Below are 17,950 nucleotides of genomic sequence, written 5' to 3'. Positions count from 1 at the left end.
CCCGGTCGCCTCGCGCGACGGGAGTCCGGTGCACACCGATCTGCGAAACCGCTCGGTCCGGTTGTGATACGGATCAAATCGCCTGCTGCGACCGGCCGGGACACCTAGGCTCGGACGTATGTCTGAGCAGTCGTCACCGGAGCCTGTCGTCCCGCCCGCCGCCGTGGCTGCTGCCCAGCGGTTCCTCGCTGCGCATGGAAAGAACGCCCGCGCCGTGGTCGCGCACCTCGGACGTCGCGGCGCCAGGGTCACGTTGGTCGGTGCCGACGGCGCGCTCGGTGACATCGTGGTCGACGACGTCGCCATCGGCGAGGCGCTGTGCGACCGGGTCGAGGGGCTCACGAAGTCCGATTGGGAGGACCGGGACACCACGGCTGCCCTGACCATCGGTCCCGCGCACCGCAGGCGGATGGCGGGTCTGCGGGTCCGATGAGTTCGCCGCGAATCCTGCTCGTCACCTGCGCAGACCTTCCCGGTGGTTACTCCGACGACGCGGGCCTGGTTCGCGCACTCGGGGAGGCGGGTGTCGCCGCCGAATGGAGTCGCTGGGATGACCCGGCCGTCGATTTCGCCGCCGCCGATCTGGTGGTGCTGCGGTCGCCATGGGACTACTTCGAGCGGCTCGACGAGTTCCTGCGCTGGTGCGATTCGGTTCCCCGGCTGGCCAATCCGGCATCCGTCGTCCGGTGGAACACCGACAAGCGCTATCTGACGCAGTTGAGCAGCGCGGGCGTCGCGGTGGTGCCCAGTACCATCATCGCGCCCGGTGAACCGGCGGCGTGGCCTGCGGAGTGGGCCGAGGTGGTGGTCAAACCCACTGTCGGCGCGGGATCCGTCGGTGTCGGACGCTTCGCCCGGGAACGGCGCGACCACGCCGTCGCGCATCTCACCGCGCTGCACAACGCCGGATCGGCGGCCTTGGTACAGCCCTATCAGTCCAGCGTGGACACCGTCGGGGAGCGGGCCCTGGTCTTCTTCGCCGGTCGCTTCTCGCACGCCTTCGCCAAGCCCGCCTTGCTGGACGGGCGGCCCGCCCGCACCCAGACGGACTTGGCCGACGCCGAGGTGGTGCGGCCCGCGCAGGCGAGTGCCGACTATCGGGCGGTGGCCGAGCACGCGCTGAAGACGGCGGCAGCTCAGCTCGGGCTGCGGCCTGCCGAGTTGCTGTACGCGCGGGTCGACCTCATCGCCGACGACACGGGCGCCCCGCTGCTGCTGGAACTGGAGCTGAGCGAGCCGTTGTTGGGCTTCGGTCGCACCGAGCCCTCGGCGATCCAGCGGTTCGTCGACGCCGTGCAGACCAGGCTCCGGGCGAACTGACCGGACGGTTCGTCGGGCGGGCTTCGGCCGCCGTTCGCACCTCGTGGTCTGTCGTGCTGCTCGGCCTTCATCATTTTGGCACTACCGACCCGGCCGGACGCCGTGCGCTGCAGGCGACGTCTTGTCTATTGATCATTCAGGAACTACGGTTGCTTCAGTGTCGAATGAACCTAGTCTGGGGAAGTAGCCGATGACCGAGCGCGGGACATACTCCACTCCGGCGGCGAACTGGATCGAGCGGGTAGCCGCCTTCTACGTCGAAGAGGGGATGCCGTTGATCGCAGGCCGCATCCTCGGCTACCTGCTGATCTGTGATCCACCGGAGCGCACGGCCGCCGAACTGGCCGCAGCCGTGGACGCCAGCAGCGGATCGGTCAGCACCAATATCCGCCTGCTTGCGCGGGCCGGACTGGTCAGCAAGACCACCCGGCGCGGTAGGGAAGCCGCCCTGTACCGACTCGAGGAGCAGCGCTGGCCCGGGTTCGTGCAGGACCGGTTCGATCGGGTATCGCGGGCCAGAGACCTCACCAAGGAAGGCCTGCGATTGTTGTCCGGGGATTCGCAGCGTGCCGCGCGGCTGCGTGAGGTCACCGAGTTCTACGACTGGCTGACCGACCAGCTGCCGGAATTGTGGACCCGCTGGGAAGAACAACGTCGCAACACTCGACGCTGAGTCGTCCTGCCCGCGAACGAATCACCCGTGGTCACTTGGACGAAGCGAACTCGCCGCGTCGACCCGCCGAATCGGCGATCGCATTGGTCTTGGTCGGGTCGAAGGCGGTGGGGACCGAGCCTCGATCACGCAGCGTGGTCCACAGCCAGGCGGCGGCCACCACCACGAGCGCCGCGCCGAGGACGTGCAGTGTCACCAGTACTTCCGGCACTCCGGTCCAGTACTGGACCATGCCGATGGCGCCCTGCGCCACGACCACGCCCAACAGCCACCAATAGCCCCGCCACACCCTCGGTGGAGCCGAGACCGCGCGGAACGCGAAGCTCAGCGCGATCAGCAGGCCGAGGAAGAGGAACAGCAGCTCGGCGTGCAGCTGCGCAAGGACATCGATCGGCAGATTGAGCCGGGGCGTCGCCGCATCGCCTGCGTGCGGACCAGCGGCGGTGACCAGCGTGCCTGCCACCAGCAGGGCCCCGAGCACACCGTTGGCGGTGGCGACGAGCTGCCGGATCGGGGCGGGGACCAGCGGACGAGGCTCCCGATCGCCCTCGCCGCTGGCACGCAGGGCCAGCATCGCCGTCCACACCAGGCTCATCGAGACCAGCAGATGCACCGCCACGGTCCACCACCGCAGGTCCATCAGCACGGTGATGCCGCCGATCAGACCCTGCAACAGCGTTCCACCGAGCGTCACGATGGTGAGTCGAGCCAGCCGAGTCCTGCGGGGGCGATGCCCCAGCACCGCCAGCACACACAGCAACGCGACCAGGCCGATGCCGACCGACAGCAGTCGATTGCCGAACTCGATCCACTGGGTGATCGCGTCCAATTCGGGGTGTGCCACCGGCACGAGAGTGCCGGGGTGACAGTTCGGCCAGGTGTCACAACCCAGACCGGACCCGGTTACCCGGACGACCGAGCCGGTCACCGCGATGACCGTCTGGCAGATCAGGTTGATCACGAGCAGCCACCGGATCACCCGCGCTCCGACATCGGGAAGCCGATCGGTCAGGCGGGAGAAGGCGTCTTGCGCAGGCACGGTACGCATCGTATGACCCGGCCGAATCGGGCGAACAGGCCGCCCCGTGACGGCCGGTCCATCAGGTGAGCCGGGTCGTGCGGATCGCCAGCGCTCCCGCAGCGGCACCCCATCCGACCAGCACCGCGATCGGTTGCCAGCCGACCCCCGAACCGCTCAGCGTCGCCGAGACCATGCCCTCGGCGAACGCTGCGGAGGGCAGCCAGGAGACCACGGCGGCGAGCCCGTCGGGCAACGTGTCCAGCGGGACCACCACGCCGCCTGCCAGCAGCATGGCGAACCACACGGTGTTGGCCAGTGCCAGCACGATCTCGGCGCGTAGTGAACCGCCGAGCAGCACGCCGAGTGCCCCGAACACCAGGGTGCCCAGCACCAGGAACAGCACCAGATACCCGAGTCCCGCCAGGTTGGGCGACCAACCGAGCAACAGGGCCACCCCGCCGAGCACCACCAGCTGGACTCCGACCACGCCGAAGGTCGCCAGCACCCGCCCGCATACCAGCGTCCAGCGGGGTAGGGCGGTGGCGGCCAGGCGCTTGAGCACGCCGTAACGACGATCGAAACCCAAGGCGATGGCCTGCCCGGTGAATGCGGTGGACATCACGGCCAGCGCCAGGATGCGCGGGGCGATGTTGTCCACCCGAGGCTCTGCCATCTCGATCACGTCGAGGGTGCTCAACCCGATCAACAGCGCCAGCGGGATCAGCATGGTGAGCAGCAGATTCTCGCCGTGCCGCAAGGTCAGCATCAGCTCGGTCCGAGCTTGGGTCAGCAGCATCCTGCCGAGGTGTCCGCGTCCGGGATCGGGGCGGAACCCACCCGGTGGGAACCGAGTGGCGGCAGCGGTGGGCTCGGTCACGAGCGAAGTTCCCGTCCGGTCAATTCGAGGAAGACCTCTTCCAGGCTGCGGCGGGCCAGCCGCATGTCCTGGGCGAACACCTCGTGTCGGGCGCACCACGCGGTGACGGTCGAGGCCACTTGGGGGTCGATAACGCCGCACACCGCGTACTCGCCCAGACCGATCTCGCTGGCCGAATAGCCGTCGGGAAGCGCATCCAGCAGCAGTCGCAGATCGAGTCCCGCCCTGGAGCGGAACCGAAGCCGGTGGGCGTCCTCGCTCGTCAACTCGGCCGGGCTGCCCTGTGCGACCACGGTGCCGCCGTCGACGATCACCACCTGATCGGCCAATCGCTCGGCCTCGTCCATCAGGTGCGTGGTGAGCAGGACACTCACGCCGTCGTTTCGTAAGGCGGCGACCAGTTCCCAGACCAGGTGTCTGCTCTGCGGGTCGAGCCCTGCGGTGGGCTCGTCGAGGAACACCAACTCCGGCCTGCCGACCAGTGCGCAGGCCAACGACAAGCGCTGTTGCTGCCCGCCCGAAAGCCGCTTGAACGGGGTGCGACGGGCGGAATCGAGGCCGAGGGTCTCCAGAAGCCACCGGACGTCCAGCGGGTTGGCCGCGCAGGAGGCGACCAATCGCAGCATCTCCTCGGCGCGTACTCCCGGATACGCCCCGCCGCCCTGCGGCATGACTCCCACCCGAGGCCGCAGCCGGTCGGCGTCGGCGATCGGATCGAGTCCCAACACCCGGACCTTGCCGGAATCGGGTCGCTGGAATCCTTCGCAGATCTCGACGGTGGTCGTCTTGCCTGCCCCGTTGGGACCGAGAAGGGCCAATACCCGGCCCCGGTCCAGCCGCAGACTCAGCCCATCGACCGCGACAGTGGAGCGAAACCGCTTTGCCAGGTCCTCGACCTCGACGGCGGGCTGGTCGGCGGGAGGTGTCACGAAGCTGGAGGGTAGCCGAGAGCAACTCCAGCTCAGTGGGGTGGTGCAGCCGGGTGCAGCAGGGGTTCGGCCGCCGGAATGCGCTTGCGCATCATGAACATGGCAGGCAGGAAGATCGCCAGCGCCGCGAGCAAGGCCTGTGCCACCACGTAGGTTCTGCTGTCGAAACCGGAGCCGGTCGGAAAGACCAACAGCGCGACGATCGCGGAGTACGCGGTGGCGGTGAGCCGGAACCGCAGCCGGGTGCTGGAGGCCGCCAGGGGGATCGCCGCCCAGAGCAGATACCAGGGGTGCAGCACCGGGCCGAGCAACACGACGGCGCCCAGACCGGCACCGAGACCGACCAGCGGTTCGATCCGACCCCGGAACGCCGCCCAGAGCAGTCGGGCGCAGATGGTCGCGGCGAGGCTGTAGCTCAGAACCCGGGCCAGTGAGATCACCGCGTCGGTGTGATCGCCGACCCCGAGCAGGATGCCGACACCTGCGCTCGCCTGGCTGACAGCGGTCACGGGGGAGAGCCAACTGCGCACCGATCCAGGCACGCTCAGGGCCTCGATCCAGCCGAAGCCCAGGGTGCTACCCATCGACACCCCGACGGTCACGAACACGAACACGAGGGTGAACCCGGTCGCGATGCGCAGCAGATCGGGTATCCGCCCGCCGTTGCGGCGGGCGACGATCGCCCCGAGGAAACCCAGGGCGAGCACGGCGGGAATCTTGATCATCGCCGCCAGCGAGATCAGTATCGCGCCGATCCAGATCGATCGGGAGAGCGCGATCTCCAGGCCCGCCATCATCAGGCCGATCATGAGCGCTTCGTTGTGGATCCCGCTGACGAGGTGGAAGAGCAACAGCGGGTTGGCGGCGCCCAGCCAGAGCGCGTAGACCGGCTGCACTCCGCAGCGACGGGCCAGCCGGGGCAGGGCCCAGACGATCAGTGCGAACCCCAGGAGTGCGAGCAGGCGGTGCAGCAGGATGCCCGCCACGACGTTGTCGGAGGCGATCGCGGTGATGCCTCGGGACAGGAAGAGGAACAGCGGTTGGTACGGCGCGGGGGTCTCGCGCCAGATGTTGGTGACACCCCTGGTCAGCGGGTCGTCAACGCCCAATGCGGTGGCCGGACCGAGTTCGTAGGGGTCCATCCCGCGTGCCGCGATCTCGCTCTGCGCGAGGTAGCTGTAGACATCGCGGCTGAACATCGGCGGCGCGACGACGAACGGCAGCGTCCACATCACCAGCGTGCGATCCATCTGGCTGCGGGACAGCAATCTTTCCCGGCCGGGCCTGGCGAGTCTGCCCAGCCACAGCCAGGAGGCCACCAGCATCAGCATGCCCGTGTAGGTGATCGCCAGGGCGACCGTGGGCATCCGGGACAGCAGGCCGAGGAACCGGACACCGGAGACCGGGTTGATCACCGGCGCCGCGCCCGCGCCCAGTGCACCGACGGCCATCAACAGCGCGGCCACCGTGCCGAAGTGGCGAACCACGTTGAGACTTCGGCGTTCGGCCGGGTTCAGCGGTGCCGGTGGGGTGGCCGCCGCGCCCCGCTCGGCCTTCGAGGCGTTCTCCGCGTCCGGCGGATCCGAGGTCGGACCACCGCCTGCTTCGGGTGCATCGTGCGCTTCGGGCTGGTCACCGGACTGCGCGTCGGTTTGGCTCTCCGACCGTTCGTCGGTGGAATCCGCCGAGATCGTCCGGCGCGGGTTCGACGAGTCGGCCACCTGCTCCGCATCGTGTGCACTCTGCTTGCTGATCGCCCGACCACCGATCGCCTCGCCCGACATCACGGGGCAGAAGGGTAGCCGTGACCGACAGTTCCGGAACGCCGGATCGCGCAAGTCGGTCGAGCAAGGTGGCAAAGCCGCCCATTGGAGTCGCTCATGCTGCGAGGGCCTGCCTGCGGCACGATGAGGATCAGCCGAGGTGATCATGGTCGACACCGAGGGAAAGGGCTGTCGCCGTGACGCCACTCACGCTGGCGGACGTGCCGGTTGATCGCCCGCTCGAATTAGGTAACATTCGCGTTGTGGAATTCGTCGGACCGTCGGCTGCGGCTGCGAACGACGCCGAGCACCCTACCGTGGTGCCCGGCGTGCTTCCGCGTGCGCAATCGACGCCCGAGGCCACTCCGGCGTCGAGCGAGCCCGACGCACCGACGGATTCGACCACCGGCACCTCTGGCGCCGAGGGACGCACCAGGCACGCCGTGGCCAGGCTGCTCCTCGAGAACGGCCCCGCCACCGCCGCGGTCATCGCCGAGGAATTGGGTCTCGGCCAGGCTGCGGTGCGACGGCACCTCGACGCGCTGATCGCCGACGGCCAGGCGAGCACCAGGCAGGCCCCCAAGGGCCCGAGGGGGCGAGGCCGCCCCGCCCGGCTGTACCTGCTCACCGAGGCCGGTCGCGCCCGATTCGGCCATGCCTACGACGATCTGGCCGTCTCCGCGCTGCGTTTCCTGGCCGAGCACGTCGGCGAACACGCCGTGACGGCCTTCGCCAGGCAGCGGGTCGCCGACCTCGTGGTCCGCCATCGGGCCGTTGTCGCCGCCGCCGAGCCCGAAGCCCGTGCCGAGGTGCTCGCCGAGGCGCTCACCAGCGAGGGTTACGCTTCCTCGACCCGGCGGGTCAGGTCGGGAGAGCAACTCTGTCAACACCACTGTCCCGTCGCGCACGTCGCTGCGGAGTTCCCGCAACTCTGCGAGGCCGAGACGGCGTTGTTCGCCGAGCTCCTCGGCACCCACGTGCAACGACTGGCCACGATCGCTCGCGGCGACGCGGCGTGCACCACGCACGTCCCACATGCCGAGCGGGCACCGGAGCACACCGATATCGAGCAGTCGGAATCCCCCGACTGTTCGTCCACCAGTCTGGTGCCCGCTACCGCGACACCAGTTCAGACCGCCCCGAATCCGGATGGAGGGGAACCCGCATGACTGCCGCTGCCGAGCAGCGAACACCCACCACTGCGTCGACCACCCAGGGCCAGCAGCCGCTGACCCAGGAGGAGACGCTCGCCACGCTGGGTAACTACGAGTACGGCTGGGCCGACTCCGACGCGGCGGGCACCAGTGCTCGCCGAGGTCTGAACGAGGACGTGGTCCGAGACATCTCGGGCAAGAAGAGCGAGCCCGACTGGATGCTGCAGACCCGCCTCAAGGGTCTGAGCCTGTTCGAGCGCAAGCCGATGCCGAACTGGGGCGCCGACCTCTCCGGCATCAACTTCGACGCGATCAAGTACTTCGTCCGGTCGACGGAGAAGCAGGCCACCAGCTGGGAGGACCTGCCCGAGGACATCAAGAACACCTACGACCGGCTGGGCATCCCCGAGGCGGAGAAGCAGCGCCTGGTCGCCGGTGTCGCCGCTCAGTACGAGTCCGAGGTCGTCTACCACAAGATCCGGGAGGACCTCGAAGAGCAGGGCGTCATCTTCCTGGACACCGACACCGGTCTGAAGGAGCACCCCGAGCTCTTCCAGGAGTACTTCGGCTCGGTCATCCCGGCGGGCGACAACAAGTTCTCCGCGCTGAACGCGGCGGTCTGGTCCGGCGGCTCCTTCATCTACGTGCCCAAGGGCGTGCAGGTGGACATCCCGCTGCAGGCCTACTTCCGGATCAACACCGAGAACATGGGCCAGTTCGAGCGGACGCTGATCATCGTCGACGAGGGTGCCTACGTGCACTACGTCGAGGGCTGCACGGCACCGATCTACAGCTCCGACTCGCTGCACTCCGCCGTGGTGGAGATCATCGTGAAGAAGGGTGGTCGGTGCCGCTACACGACCATCCAGAACTGGTCGAACAACGTCTACAACCTGGTCACCAAGCGCGCCAAGGCCGAAGAGGGCGCGACCATGGAGTGGATCGACGGCAACATCGGTTCCAAGGTCACGATGAAGTACCCGTCGGTCTACCTGATGGGCGAGCACGCCAAGGGCGAGGTCCTCTCGATCGCCTTCGCGGGCGAGGGCCAGCACCAGGACACCGGCGCCAAGATGACGCACCTCGCACCGCACACCTCCTCGACCATCGTCTCCAAGTCGGTGGCCAGGGGCGGCGGCCGGGCCTCCTACCGAGGACTGGTCCGGGTGAACAAGGGCTCGCACCACGCGAAGTCCACGGTCAAGTGCGACGCGCTGTTGGTCGACACGATCAGCCGCTCCGACACCTATCCCTACGTGGACGTCCGCGAGGACGACGTGGCGATGGGACACGAGGCGACCGTGTCCAAGGTCAGCGACGACCAGCTCTTCTACCTGATGTCGCGCGGCCTCACCGAGGACGAGGCGATGGCCATGGTGGTGCGCGGCTTCGTCGAGCCCATCGCTCGCGAGCTCCCGATGGAGTACGCACTGGAACTCAACCGCCTGATCGAGCTACAGATGGAAGGGGCCGTCGGCTGAGATGGCGACACCGACTCACACCTCGGATGTCACACCCGGCGTTGCGGGCAAGGCCCACTCGCACGGTGGTCCGGTGATCCCGCAGTCCTCCCGAGGGGAACGCTTCACCTCCTACGACGTGGCCGCCTTCGAGGTTCCCGGCGGCCGCGAGGAGGACTGGCGCTTCACCCCGCTGCGGAGGCTGGCGGGCCTGCACGAGGCCGCCAAGACCGTGGACGGCAGCCTCACCGTGGAGGTCACCGCCGAGGCGCCCGTGACCGTGGAGACCGTGGACCGTTCCGACGCCAGGATCGGTCAGGGCGGCGTGCCCGCCGACCGGGTGGCCGCTGCCGCCTGGTCCGGTTTCACCGAGGCCACCGTGGTCACCATCCCCGGTGACACCCGGCCCGACCCGATCTCGGTCGTGGTGACCGGTCCGGGCGCGGACAAGTCGGCCTACGGGCACCTGCACCTGCGGGCGGAGGCGTTCGCCGAGGCCACCGTGGTCCTGGACTACCGGGGCTCCGGCGCGGTCGCCGACAACGTGGAGATCGTGGCGGGCGACTCGGCCCGACTGACCGTGATCACCCTGCACGACTGGGCGACCGACGCCGTCCATGTCGGCGCCCAGCACGCCTCGGTCGGTCGGGACGCCACCCTGCGCCACTTCGCCGTCACCCTCGGCGGCGACCTGGTTCGGATCTCCTCGACGGTGAACTACCGCGACAGGGGCGGCGACGCCGAGCTGCTCGGGCTGTACTTCGCCGACGCGGGCCAGCACCTGGAACACCGGATGCTGGTGGACCACTCCGTGCCCAACTGCCGGAGCAACGTGGTCTACAAGGGCGCGCTGCAGGGCGAGGGCGCCCACACGGTGTGGATCGGCGACGTGCTGATCCAGGCTGCCGCGGAGGCCACCGAGACCTTCGAGCTGAACCGCAACCTGATTCTCACCGATGGTGCGCGTGCCGACTCGGTGCCGAACCTGGAGATCGAGACCGGGGAGATCCAGGGTGCCGGACACGCCAGCGCCACGGGTCGGTTCGACGACGAGCAGCTCTTCTACCTCCAGGCCAGGGGAATCCCGGTCGAGGTGGCCCGCAGGCTCGTGGTCCGGGGCTTCTTCGGCGAGATCCTGCAGAAGATCGCGGTGCCCGAGGTCCGCGAGCGGCTCGAGGCCGCTATCGAGGCCGAGCTGGCGGCGGTCGGCACATGACGATGACCCCGGTGTGCGAGGTCGACGAGCTGCCCGAGGGGAAGCCCGTTCGCCACGATGTCGACGGTGTCTCCGTCGTCCTCGTGCGCGACGCCCACGGCGTCCACGCGCTGCACGATGTCTGCTCGCACGCCGAGGTGGCCCTGTCCGAGGGCGACCTGGTCACCAAGGGCGGCAAGCTCATGTTGGAGTGCTGGTTGCACGGCTCGTGCTTCGACCTCCGCACCGGGGCTCCGACCGGTCTGCCCGCCACCGATCCGGTGGCGGTGTTCGCGACCGAGATCAGCCAGGGCTGGGTCCGTGTCGACCCGGCACGCAGGATCGCGGGCTGAGGCGACGGCGTCCGCGCCACGCCCACCCGCGCCTTCCCCAGACTTACCAGCGAAATCAGGAGAACGAAGACCGATGGCCACTCTGGAAATCAAGGATCTGCACGTCTCGGTGTCCACCGACGACGCGCCCAAGGAGATCCTCAAGGGCGTCGACCTGACGGTGCGCGGCGGCGAGACCCACGCGATCATGGGGCCCAACGGCTCCGGCAAGTCCACCCTCGCCTACGCCATCGCAGGCCACCCGAAGTACGAGGTCACCTCCGGTTCGGTGCTGCTGGACGGCGAGGAGGTGCTGGAGATGACCGTGGACGAGCGGGCCCGCGCAGGCCTGTTCCTGGCCATGCAGTACCCGGTCGAGGTCCCCGGCGTCTCGATGTCGAACTTCCTGCGCTCGGCCGCCACGGCGGTCCGTGGCGAGGCCCCCAAGATCCGCCACTGGGTCAAGGAGGTCAAGCAGGCGATGACGGACCTCGACATCGAGCCGTCCTTCGCCGAGCGCAGCGTCAACGAGGGCTTCTCCGGTGGTGAGAAGAAGCGGCACGAGATCCTGCAGCTCGACCTGTTGAAGCCGAAGTTCGCGGTCCTCGACGAGACCGACTCCGGTCTGGACGTCGACGCCCTGCGTGTCGTCTCCGACGGCGTCAACCGCTACACCGCAGGCGGCGACAAGGGCGTGCTGCTGATCACGCACTACACCCGGATCCTCAAGCACATCGCGCCGGACCACGTCCACGTGTTCGCGGGCGGCCGCATCGTGGAGTCCGGCGGCGCCGAGCTGGCCGACCAGCTCGAGCGGGACGGCTACGTGCGGTTCACCGGCAACAAGGAGACCGCCGCAGTCTGATACCGATGTCCTGGCAGTCCGCCGATCAGGGTGCGCGCACCCGGCGGCGGACGAGGACCGGTATCCGAGGCAGGCGAGGATCGTGACTGAAGAAGGGGGCGGCGGCCATGGCGACCACGGCGACACCGCTGGACATCGCAAGCATCAAGGCTGACTTCCCGATCCTCGCCAGGACGGTGCGAGACGGGAAGCCGCTGATCTATCTCGACTCCGGCGCCACCGCACAGCGGCCCCGTCAGGTGCTCGACGCCGAGCGGGCGTTCCTGGAGACCTCCAACGCGGCGGTGCACCGCGGGGCGCACCAGCTGATGGAGGAGGCCACCGACGCCTACGAGTCGGCCAGGGCGCGGATCGCCGCGTTCATCGGCGTCGACGACGACGAGGTGGTGTTCACCAAGAACGCCACCGAGGGCGTCAACCTGGTGGCCTATGCGATGGGCAACGCGGCGACCTCCGGCCCGGAGGCGGCGCGCTTCCGGCTCGGCCCCGGCGACGAGATCGTGGTGACCGAGATGGAACACCACGCCAATCTCGTGCCGTGGCAGCAGCTGTGCGCCAGGACCGGCGCGACGCTGAAGTGGTTCGGCGTCACCGACGAGGGCAGGCTCGACCTGTCGGATGCCGACTCGGTGGTCACCGAGCACACCAAGGTGGTGGCCTTCACCCACCAGTCCAACGTGCTCGGCACGGTCAATCCGGTGTCGGAGTTGGTGGCCCTGGCCAAGCGGGTGGGCGCGCTGACCGTGCTGGACGCGTGCCAGTCGGTGCCGCATGCCGCCATCGACCTGCACGCGTTGGACGTCGACTTCGCGGTGTTCAGCGGGCACAAGATGTTGGGCCCGTCCGGCGTCGGGGTGCTCTACGGCAGGCGCGAGCTGCTGGCCGCGCTGCCCCCGTTCCTGACCGGCGGCTCGATGATCGAGATCGTGCGGATGGAGTCCTCCAGCTTCGCGGCCCCGCCGCAGCGTTTCGAGGCGGGTGTGCCGATGACCTCGCAGGCGGTGGCCTTGGGTGCGGCCGTGGACTATTTGCGGGTGGTCGGCATGGATCGCATCGCCGATCACGAGAAGACCCTCGTCGAGGCCACGCTGGCCGGTCTCGCCGAGGTGCCCGGTGTGCGGATCGTGGGACCCTCCGACACCGTGGCGCGAGGCGGCGCGGTGTCCTTCGTCATCGATGACATCCACCCGCACGACGCCGGTCAGGTGTTGGACAGCCTCGGCATCGCGGTGCGGGTCGGACATCACTGTGCCTGGCCGCTGCATCGACGGCTGGGCATCCAGGCGACGATGCGGGCCAGCTTCTATCTGTACAACGACCTGTCCGACGTCGAGGCGTTGGTGGCAGGCGTCCGGGAGAGCCGTCGATTCTTCGGCGTCGACTCGGATGGGGCGACCTCGGCCGCGGGGGTGGCCTGACATGCAGCTGGACCAGATGTACCAGGAGATCATCCTGGATCACTACAAGCATCCGCACGGCCACGGCCTGCGGGAACCGTTCGACGCCGAATCACACCAGGTTAATCCGATGTGTGGTGACGAGGTGACCCTGCGGGTGGCCCTGTCCGGGCACGATTCGGCCGCCACGGTCGTCGACGTCTCCTATGAGTCGCAGGGCTGCTCCATCAGCCAGGCATCGACCTCGGTGTTGACCGATCTCGTCGTCGGTCGACCGCTGCCCGAGGTCATGACGGTCTCGGAGGCGTTCCTGGAGCTCATGCAGGGGCGGGGCAAGGTGGAGCCGGACGAGGACGTCCTCGGCGACGGCATCGCCTTCGCCGGGGTGGCGAGATACCCGGCACGGGTGAAGTGCGCGCTGCTGGGTTGGATGGCGTTCAAGGACGCGGTGAGTCGCGTCGTCGACGAGGTGAGGACAGTATGACCAGCGTGGCAGACCAGAATTCGGATCCCGGGGCCGAGCAGGTGCAGCGCGGTGTCGAGGGACTCCCCGAGCCGCCCGCCCCTCGCGCCGACAAGCCGGAGATCGAGGACATCGAGGAGGCCATGCGCGACGTGGTCGACCCCGAACTCGGCATCAACGTCGTCGACCTCGGTCTGGTGTACGGGGTGACGGTCGACGACAGCAACATCGCGACCATCGACATGACGCTGACCTCGGCGGCCTGTCCGCTGACCGACGTCATCGAGGACCAGACCCGGTCTGCACTCACCGGCGGCCCCGACGGCGGTCTGGTGAGCGACATCCGCATCAACTGGGTGTGGATGCCGCCGTGGGGCCCGGAGAAGATCACCGACGACGGCCGCGACCAGTTGCGGGCGCTGGGCTTCACCGTCTGAGCACGACCACGGACTTCACAACGCGGCCGGACCCCGATCGGGATCCGGCCGCGTTGTCGTTCCGCAGGTGGGTCTTGACTCGGATCAGCGCCCACGGCGAGGTCTGTCGAAGCGCCCGGCCTTGACGGAGGTGAAGAAGTCGGCGGACTGCGAGGGCGTCAGGGCCAGCGCCCCGGCCCCGGGCGCCTTGCTGTCCCGGATGGCCTGGGCATCGCCCACCCAGGCCAACTCGACGCAGGTGCCATTGTTCGCACTACGGCTGGACTTCCGCCAACCACTCACCCGAGTCGACGTGTCCATGACGTTCCTCCCATGAGTCCTACTCAGCGATCATCGACTTGATCAGCGCCAGCGACTGGGTGGGACCGAGCGCGACACGCTGCAAGTTCTCTACTACCCGCTATCTGAGGTGTCTAAAGGACTGCTGTCTCAGACTGGGCGAGGTCTGTCGAAGCGCCCGGCCTTGACGGCGGCGAAGAAGTCGCCGGACTGGGTGGGCGTCAGGGACAGCGCCCCGGCCTCGGGCGCCTTGCTGTCCCGGATGGCCTGAATCTCGTTGTTGTCCAAGCCGACTTCGACGCAGTTACCGCCGGTGTCGGCGCTACGGCTGGATTTACGCCAGTACGTCGGGTTCACGCGGCTGTCGGTGGGGTTCGATGTGGTTCGCACGGTTACTCCTCACACTCGCGTCGGTTGGATCTTGTGACCCTCGGGGGAGTCCATCCAAATGTCCGCCGGGTCAAGGAAGCTTGGTTTCGCTGTCTCGCCGAAGACAGATCGAACCGGTGCCCGGCCCGCCGCAGACCGGGCCGCCCCTCAGCCGGTGGCTCGCCGGCGGGGCGGCATCTGGGACTGCGATGGGCTCTGTGGGGGAGTGCCGCGCAGCTCGTCGACCTGGTCGGAGGTGGATCGGCCGACGACCCAGCTGGTGCCGAGCAGTGCCTTGGCCCTCGATTTCAACGGCGACAGTCGACGGGAGGCGTCGTGATGGCTCGGCACGGTGCCGGGTGCGCAGACCAATGAGGCCAGCGACACCGTCACCGGTCGGCCCTCCGCCTCCCGTTCTACGTCCAGCAGTTCTGCTCCCAGCGGCATCAGTTGGTCGAGGTCGCAGACCACCAGGAAATCGTCGCCGCCGACGTGGCCGACCACGACACCGGGCATTCCCGCTGCAAGGTCGGTCAGATGCCTGCCCAACGACCGGATCAGCTCGTCGCCCGCCGCGAAGCCGACCGTGTCGTTGACGCCCTTGAAACCGTCGATGTCCAGCCAGCTGACGGTGAACGCCTCGCCGTCGGCCAGCCGTTGATCGATCTCCATGGCGACCGAATCGGTGCCGGGCAGTCGGGTGAGCGGGTTCAGGGTGGCGGCCTGTTCCACCTTCATCTCCGCCACGCCCCGGAACAGATCACCGGCCCGCACCACGCCGAGACAACGTCCGGCCTCATCGACCACGACGAGGTCTACGTACATCTGATCCGGCCCGGAGTCGGCGACCAGGTCCAGGGCCTCGACCACCGTGTTGTGCGTTCCGACGAGTTTCGGTTCCTCGGCGAGTCGTAACGCCTCGCGGCGGGCGTGCAGGGCGTGCCCGTACGGGCCCGTCACCGCGAGCAGGAAGCGATTGCGGTCGACCAACCGGTGCGGCCGCCCGGTCCGGTCGAGCAACACGACGCTGGTGCTGTCGGGGTGGTCGGCGAAGACGACACGCACCTCGTCGGCGGTAGCGGTGGTCGGCAGCGGCACGGCGGGCTGGAGGAAATCGGTGACGCGGGGACCCGCCGAGCGCGCCGCGATCCGGGGTGCCTGCACCTGGGACAGTTCGGAGAGCACCGAACTCACGGCCACCTGTGACATCGGCCTGCGCGACGGCGCCGCGATCAGATCGCCTTGGACGAGACCGACGCCTGCTGCTCGCAGCGCGGTGAGTTGTTCCTCGGTGTCGACGCCGTGGACGGCCAGCTGCATCCCGCTGTGGTCGGCGAAGGTCACCATCGACTCGATGAACGCGAGTGTGGCCGGTTCGGCATGTGCCCGGGTGGCCAGGGTCTGGTCGAGCTTGAGCAGGTTGATCAGCCCGGAGGCCACCAGCCGCAGGGGTGCATCGCCCTCGCCGAGCCCGTCGAGGCCCAGCCGGTAGCCGCGCTCGTGCAACACGCCTAACCCGTTGAGCAGTGCCTCGTGGTCCAGGCGGTAGAACGGCGGACCGACCTCCAGGGTCACCTGATGCGGCGGTCGCCCGGCTTCGTCCAAGACCGCGTCGAGCAGTTCGAAGCGCTCGATATCGTAGGCGATCGTGCCTGCCAGCACGTTGATGTGCAGCGGCAACCTGGTTCCGCCCGCTGCCGCCTCCGATGCGGCGGCCATGGCCAACTCGACGTCGAGTTCGGTGAGCTTGCGGGCCTGCACCGCCTGGCGGAACAGCTCACGCATCTCACCGCCATGCGGCCGGGGAACTGCTTCGAGCGCGACGATCCCGCCGGTGGCGAGGTTGACCAGCGGCTGGAAGGCGAAGCGCACATTCTGCGGCGGCGCGGTCACCTGACCATGCTCCCCCCTGTCCGAGATCGAAGACGAGACCGAGGTCGCGTCCTTGTCTGTCTGCTCCGTCACAGTCGGTGTCTGCCATCGCTGGCACGTACCGTGGCCGCGAACCGACCGCCGGTGGTCATGCGCAGGGCCAAGGACGGCCCCGAGCCCGCCAGTACCGCGACCATCGCCTTGGCCGTGCCCAGCACATCCTCCCTATCGGAGAGATAAGAGGTCCGCACGTCGGTCGGAATCCGGAAGAACGACGTGAAGAACTCAGACGACTCGGCGCGGTCCAGGGTGAGCAGCACCTCCAGACCATAGCGCCGCAACGCGTGCACCATGCGTGCCTTGGGTGGCCAAAGCACGTGTCGGGCCGCCCTGGTCACCGCAGACGGACCGCTTCGAACCCCTGCCGCCAGCGCCGTGGCCATGGCCGGGACCAGCCGCAGGGCGGTCGCCAACCCGTATCCGGACGCCGGATGGACCAGTCCGGCGGCGGCCCCGAAACTCATGGTTCGGGCGGTCGTCGCGGCTGGCCGGTCGAGATCGATCCGGACTCGTTCCCTGCGCCGCACACCACTGAGATCCACGCCGTGCCCTGCCATCCGCCGGGACAACCGGTTGCGCAGCTCCCCGAAGGACAGGGCCGGTCGGCCCGCCAGACAGGTCTCCTCGATCAGAACCTCATCGTCGCCCAGCGGCACCGCGTAGCAGAAGCTCGGGGTTCGCCCGACCTGTTCCACCGGCCGCCAGTCCATGAGAATCGCCTCGCCCGGGGCAACATAGCGGCGAGCGGCTGTGGACGGCAGCACGACGCCGAATGCGGTCTGCGCGGCGGATTGTCGCCGCGCACCGCATCGATCGGTTCCGGCCGAGCCGAGGCGGGTTCCGGCGGCAGCCTCGCTACAGTGACCGACAGCCGGCGAGCTTCCCCGCCGCCACCGACCGGTGCCACTGGCGTCCACGAACAGCCCGGCTTCGATCGACCGGCCGTCGGCCAACAGCACGGTGCACCCGGATCCGCTGTGCTCCACCGCCCGCACCCGTCCGGTGTGCTGGACGATGTCGGGCCGGGCGAGTTCCGCGCGCAACGCCGCGTTGTCCAACACGCAGTAACTCCGGTCGGTCAGCCGCCGCTGTCCGGAGTCGGTGACGACCAGCACAGTCTCCGCGCAGGTGGCGATCACCCTGTCGGGCAGACCGGGGAGTTCGTCGAGCCACAGTCCGTAGGTCGCCCGCCAAGGACGCTGCGGAGCCGGATCGATCAGCGTCACCGACAGCCCGAGATCCGCGCAGGCCGCGCCAAGAGCCCGGCCTGCAGGCCCGGCTCCCGCGATGACGATGTCGACCACTCCGCCATCACTACCAGGTTTCTCCGACGAAATGGGACACACCGATCTGGTCGCCCGCCTGCGACCCGCCTGCGACCCGGCTGCATCTCCCACTGGTTGGGACCCGTCGCTCAATCCTGTCGGGTCAATTCGAGGCCGGGCGGGGAGCCGATGGGCCAATCCTCGGCCGGCACCTGAACG

Annotated in this window: 19 protein-coding genes; 11 read left to right on the top strand and 8 right to left on the bottom strand. The window is 68.6% G+C overall.

Features of this window, described 5'->3' with window-relative positions; all coding sequences use genetic code 11:
• Positions 1–118: 118 nt before the first annotated feature.
• From BKA25_RS15450 to BKA25_RS15440, 3 genes are all read left to right on the top strand, one after another.
• Entirely contained in the window at positions 119–433 is a 315-nt protein-coding gene (locus BKA25_RS15450) for a hypothetical protein (protein ID WP_069848827.1), read from the top strand.
• Positions 430–1,320 carry an ATP-grasp domain-containing protein gene (locus tag BKA25_RS15445; RefSeq protein ID WP_069848829.1) on the top strand — a complete coding sequence of 297 codons (891 nt, stop codon included), beginning with the start codon at positions 430–432 and terminating at the stop codon, positions 1,318–1,320. The genes BKA25_RS15450 and BKA25_RS15445 overlap by 4 nt, the downstream gene beginning before the upstream one ends.
• Positions 1,321–1,510: 190 nt before the next feature.
• Positions 1,511–1,993 carry a GbsR/MarR family transcriptional regulator gene (locus BKA25_RS15440; protein ID WP_069848830.1) on the top strand — a complete coding sequence of 161 codons (483 nt, stop codon included), beginning with the start codon at positions 1,511–1,513 and terminating at the stop codon, positions 1,991–1,993.
• Positions 1,994–2,024: 31 nt separating this feature from the next.
• Here BKA25_RS15440 and BKA25_RS15435 read toward each other — a convergent pair whose 3' ends face one another.
• The 4 genes from BKA25_RS15435 to mptB form a co-directional block, all read right to left on the bottom strand.
• Complete coding sequence (locus tag BKA25_RS15435; protein ID WP_236750716.1) at positions 2,025–3,032, bottom strand: COX15/CtaA family protein; 1,008 nt, start codon at positions 3,030–3,032, stop codon at positions 2,025–2,027.
• 61 nt (positions 3,033–3,093) lie between these two features.
• Positions 3,094–3,891: an ABC transporter permease gene (locus tag BKA25_RS15430; protein ID WP_069848832.1), complete on the bottom strand. Its 798-nt coding sequence runs from the start codon at positions 3,889–3,891 to the stop codon at positions 3,094–3,096.
• Positions 3,888–4,820: an ABC transporter ATP-binding protein gene (locus BKA25_RS15425; protein WP_069848833.1), complete on the bottom strand. Its 933-nt coding sequence runs from the start codon at positions 4,818–4,820 to the stop codon at positions 3,888–3,890. Before BKA25_RS15425 ends, BKA25_RS15430 begins: the two co-directional genes overlap by 4 nt.
• A 32-nt stretch (positions 4,821–4,852) precedes the next feature.
• A complete protein-coding gene (gene mptB / locus BKA25_RS15420) occupies positions 4,853–6,604 on the bottom strand; it encodes a polyprenol phosphomannose-dependent alpha 1,6 mannosyltransferase MptB (RefSeq protein WP_172803908.1) in 1,752 nt (583 codons plus the stop codon).
• A 422-nt stretch (positions 6,605–7,026) separates the two neighbouring features.
• Here mptB and BKA25_RS15415 point away from each other — a divergent pair, with 422 nt between their 5' ends.
• The 8 genes from BKA25_RS15415 (at position 7,027) to BKA25_RS15380 (ending at position 13,886) form a co-directional block, all read left to right on the top strand.
• Entirely contained in the window at positions 7,027–7,752 is a 726-nt protein-coding gene (locus tag BKA25_RS15415) for a helix-turn-helix transcriptional regulator (protein WP_236750949.1), read from the top strand.
• The gene (gene sufB, locus BKA25_RS15410) at positions 7,749–9,218 is read left to right on the top strand and encodes a Fe-S cluster assembly protein SufB (RefSeq protein WP_069848835.1); all 1,470 of its coding nucleotides are present in this window, start codon (positions 7,749–7,751) and stop codon (positions 9,216–9,218) included. Before BKA25_RS15415 ends, sufB begins: the two co-directional genes overlap by 4 nt.
• A gap of 1 nt (position 9,219) precedes the next feature.
• A complete protein-coding gene (gene sufD / locus BKA25_RS15405; protein WP_084642902.1) occupies positions 9,220–10,413 on the top strand; it encodes a Fe-S cluster assembly protein SufD in 1,194 nt (397 codons plus the stop codon).
• Entirely contained in the window at positions 10,410–10,745 is a 336-nt protein-coding gene (locus BKA25_RS15400) for a non-heme iron oxygenase ferredoxin subunit (RefSeq protein ID WP_236750718.1), read from the top strand. The genes sufD and BKA25_RS15400 overlap by 4 nt, the downstream gene beginning before the upstream one ends.
• Positions 10,746–10,818: 73 nt before the next feature.
• Positions 10,819–11,589 (top strand): Fe-S cluster assembly ATPase SufC, encoded by a 771-nt coding sequence (gene sufC, locus BKA25_RS15395; RefSeq protein ID WP_069848839.1) that lies wholly within the window; start codon positions 10,819–10,821, stop codon positions 11,587–11,589.
• Between the two features lie 107 nt (positions 11,590–11,696).
• Entirely contained in the window at positions 11,697–13,007 is a 1,311-nt protein-coding gene (locus BKA25_RS15390) for a cysteine desulfurase (RefSeq protein WP_069848841.1), read from the top strand.
• 1 nt (position 13,008) lies between these two features.
• A complete protein-coding gene (gene sufU / locus BKA25_RS15385) occupies positions 13,009–13,470 on the top strand; it encodes a Fe-S cluster assembly sulfur transfer protein SufU (RefSeq protein ID WP_069848843.1) in 462 nt (153 codons plus the stop codon).
• A complete protein-coding gene (locus BKA25_RS15380; RefSeq protein WP_084642904.1) occupies positions 13,467–13,886 on the top strand; it encodes a metal-sulfur cluster assembly factor in 420 nt (139 codons plus the stop codon). The genes sufU and BKA25_RS15380 overlap by 4 nt, the downstream gene beginning before the upstream one ends.
• Positions 13,887–13,970: 84 nt before the next feature.
• Here BKA25_RS15380 and BKA25_RS15375 read toward each other — a convergent pair whose 3' ends face one another.
• The 4 genes from BKA25_RS15375 to BKA25_RS15360 form a co-directional block, all read right to left on the bottom strand.
• On the bottom strand, positions 13,971–14,186 hold the full coding sequence (locus BKA25_RS15375) for a DUF397 domain-containing protein (protein WP_069848845.1): 216 nt from the start codon (positions 14,184–14,186) through the stop codon (positions 13,971–13,973).
• 129 nt (positions 14,187–14,315) lie between these two features.
• Positions 14,316–14,555 (bottom strand): DUF397 domain-containing protein, encoded by a 240-nt coding sequence (locus BKA25_RS15370; protein ID WP_236750719.1) that lies wholly within the window; start codon positions 14,553–14,555, stop codon positions 14,316–14,318.
• Between the two features lie 147 nt (positions 14,556–14,702).
• A complete protein-coding gene (locus BKA25_RS28430; RefSeq protein ID WP_236750720.1) occupies positions 14,703–16,499 on the bottom strand; it encodes a GGDEF domain-containing protein in 1,797 nt (598 codons plus the stop codon).
• A complete protein-coding gene (locus tag BKA25_RS15360; protein ID WP_084642906.1) occupies positions 16,496–17,770 on the bottom strand; it encodes a lycopene cyclase family protein in 1,275 nt (424 codons plus the stop codon). Before BKA25_RS15360 ends, BKA25_RS28430 begins: the two co-directional genes overlap by 4 nt.
• Positions 17,771–17,950 lie beyond the last annotated feature (180 nt).

The sequence above is a fragment of the Actinoalloteichus hymeniacidonis genome, from assembly GCF_014203365.1.
In the GTDB taxonomy this organism is placed as follows: Bacteria; Actinomycetota; Actinomycetes; order Mycobacteriales; family Pseudonocardiaceae; genus Actinoalloteichus_A; species Actinoalloteichus_A hymeniacidonis.
This window is presented reverse-complemented; position numbering and strand designations above follow the sequence as displayed.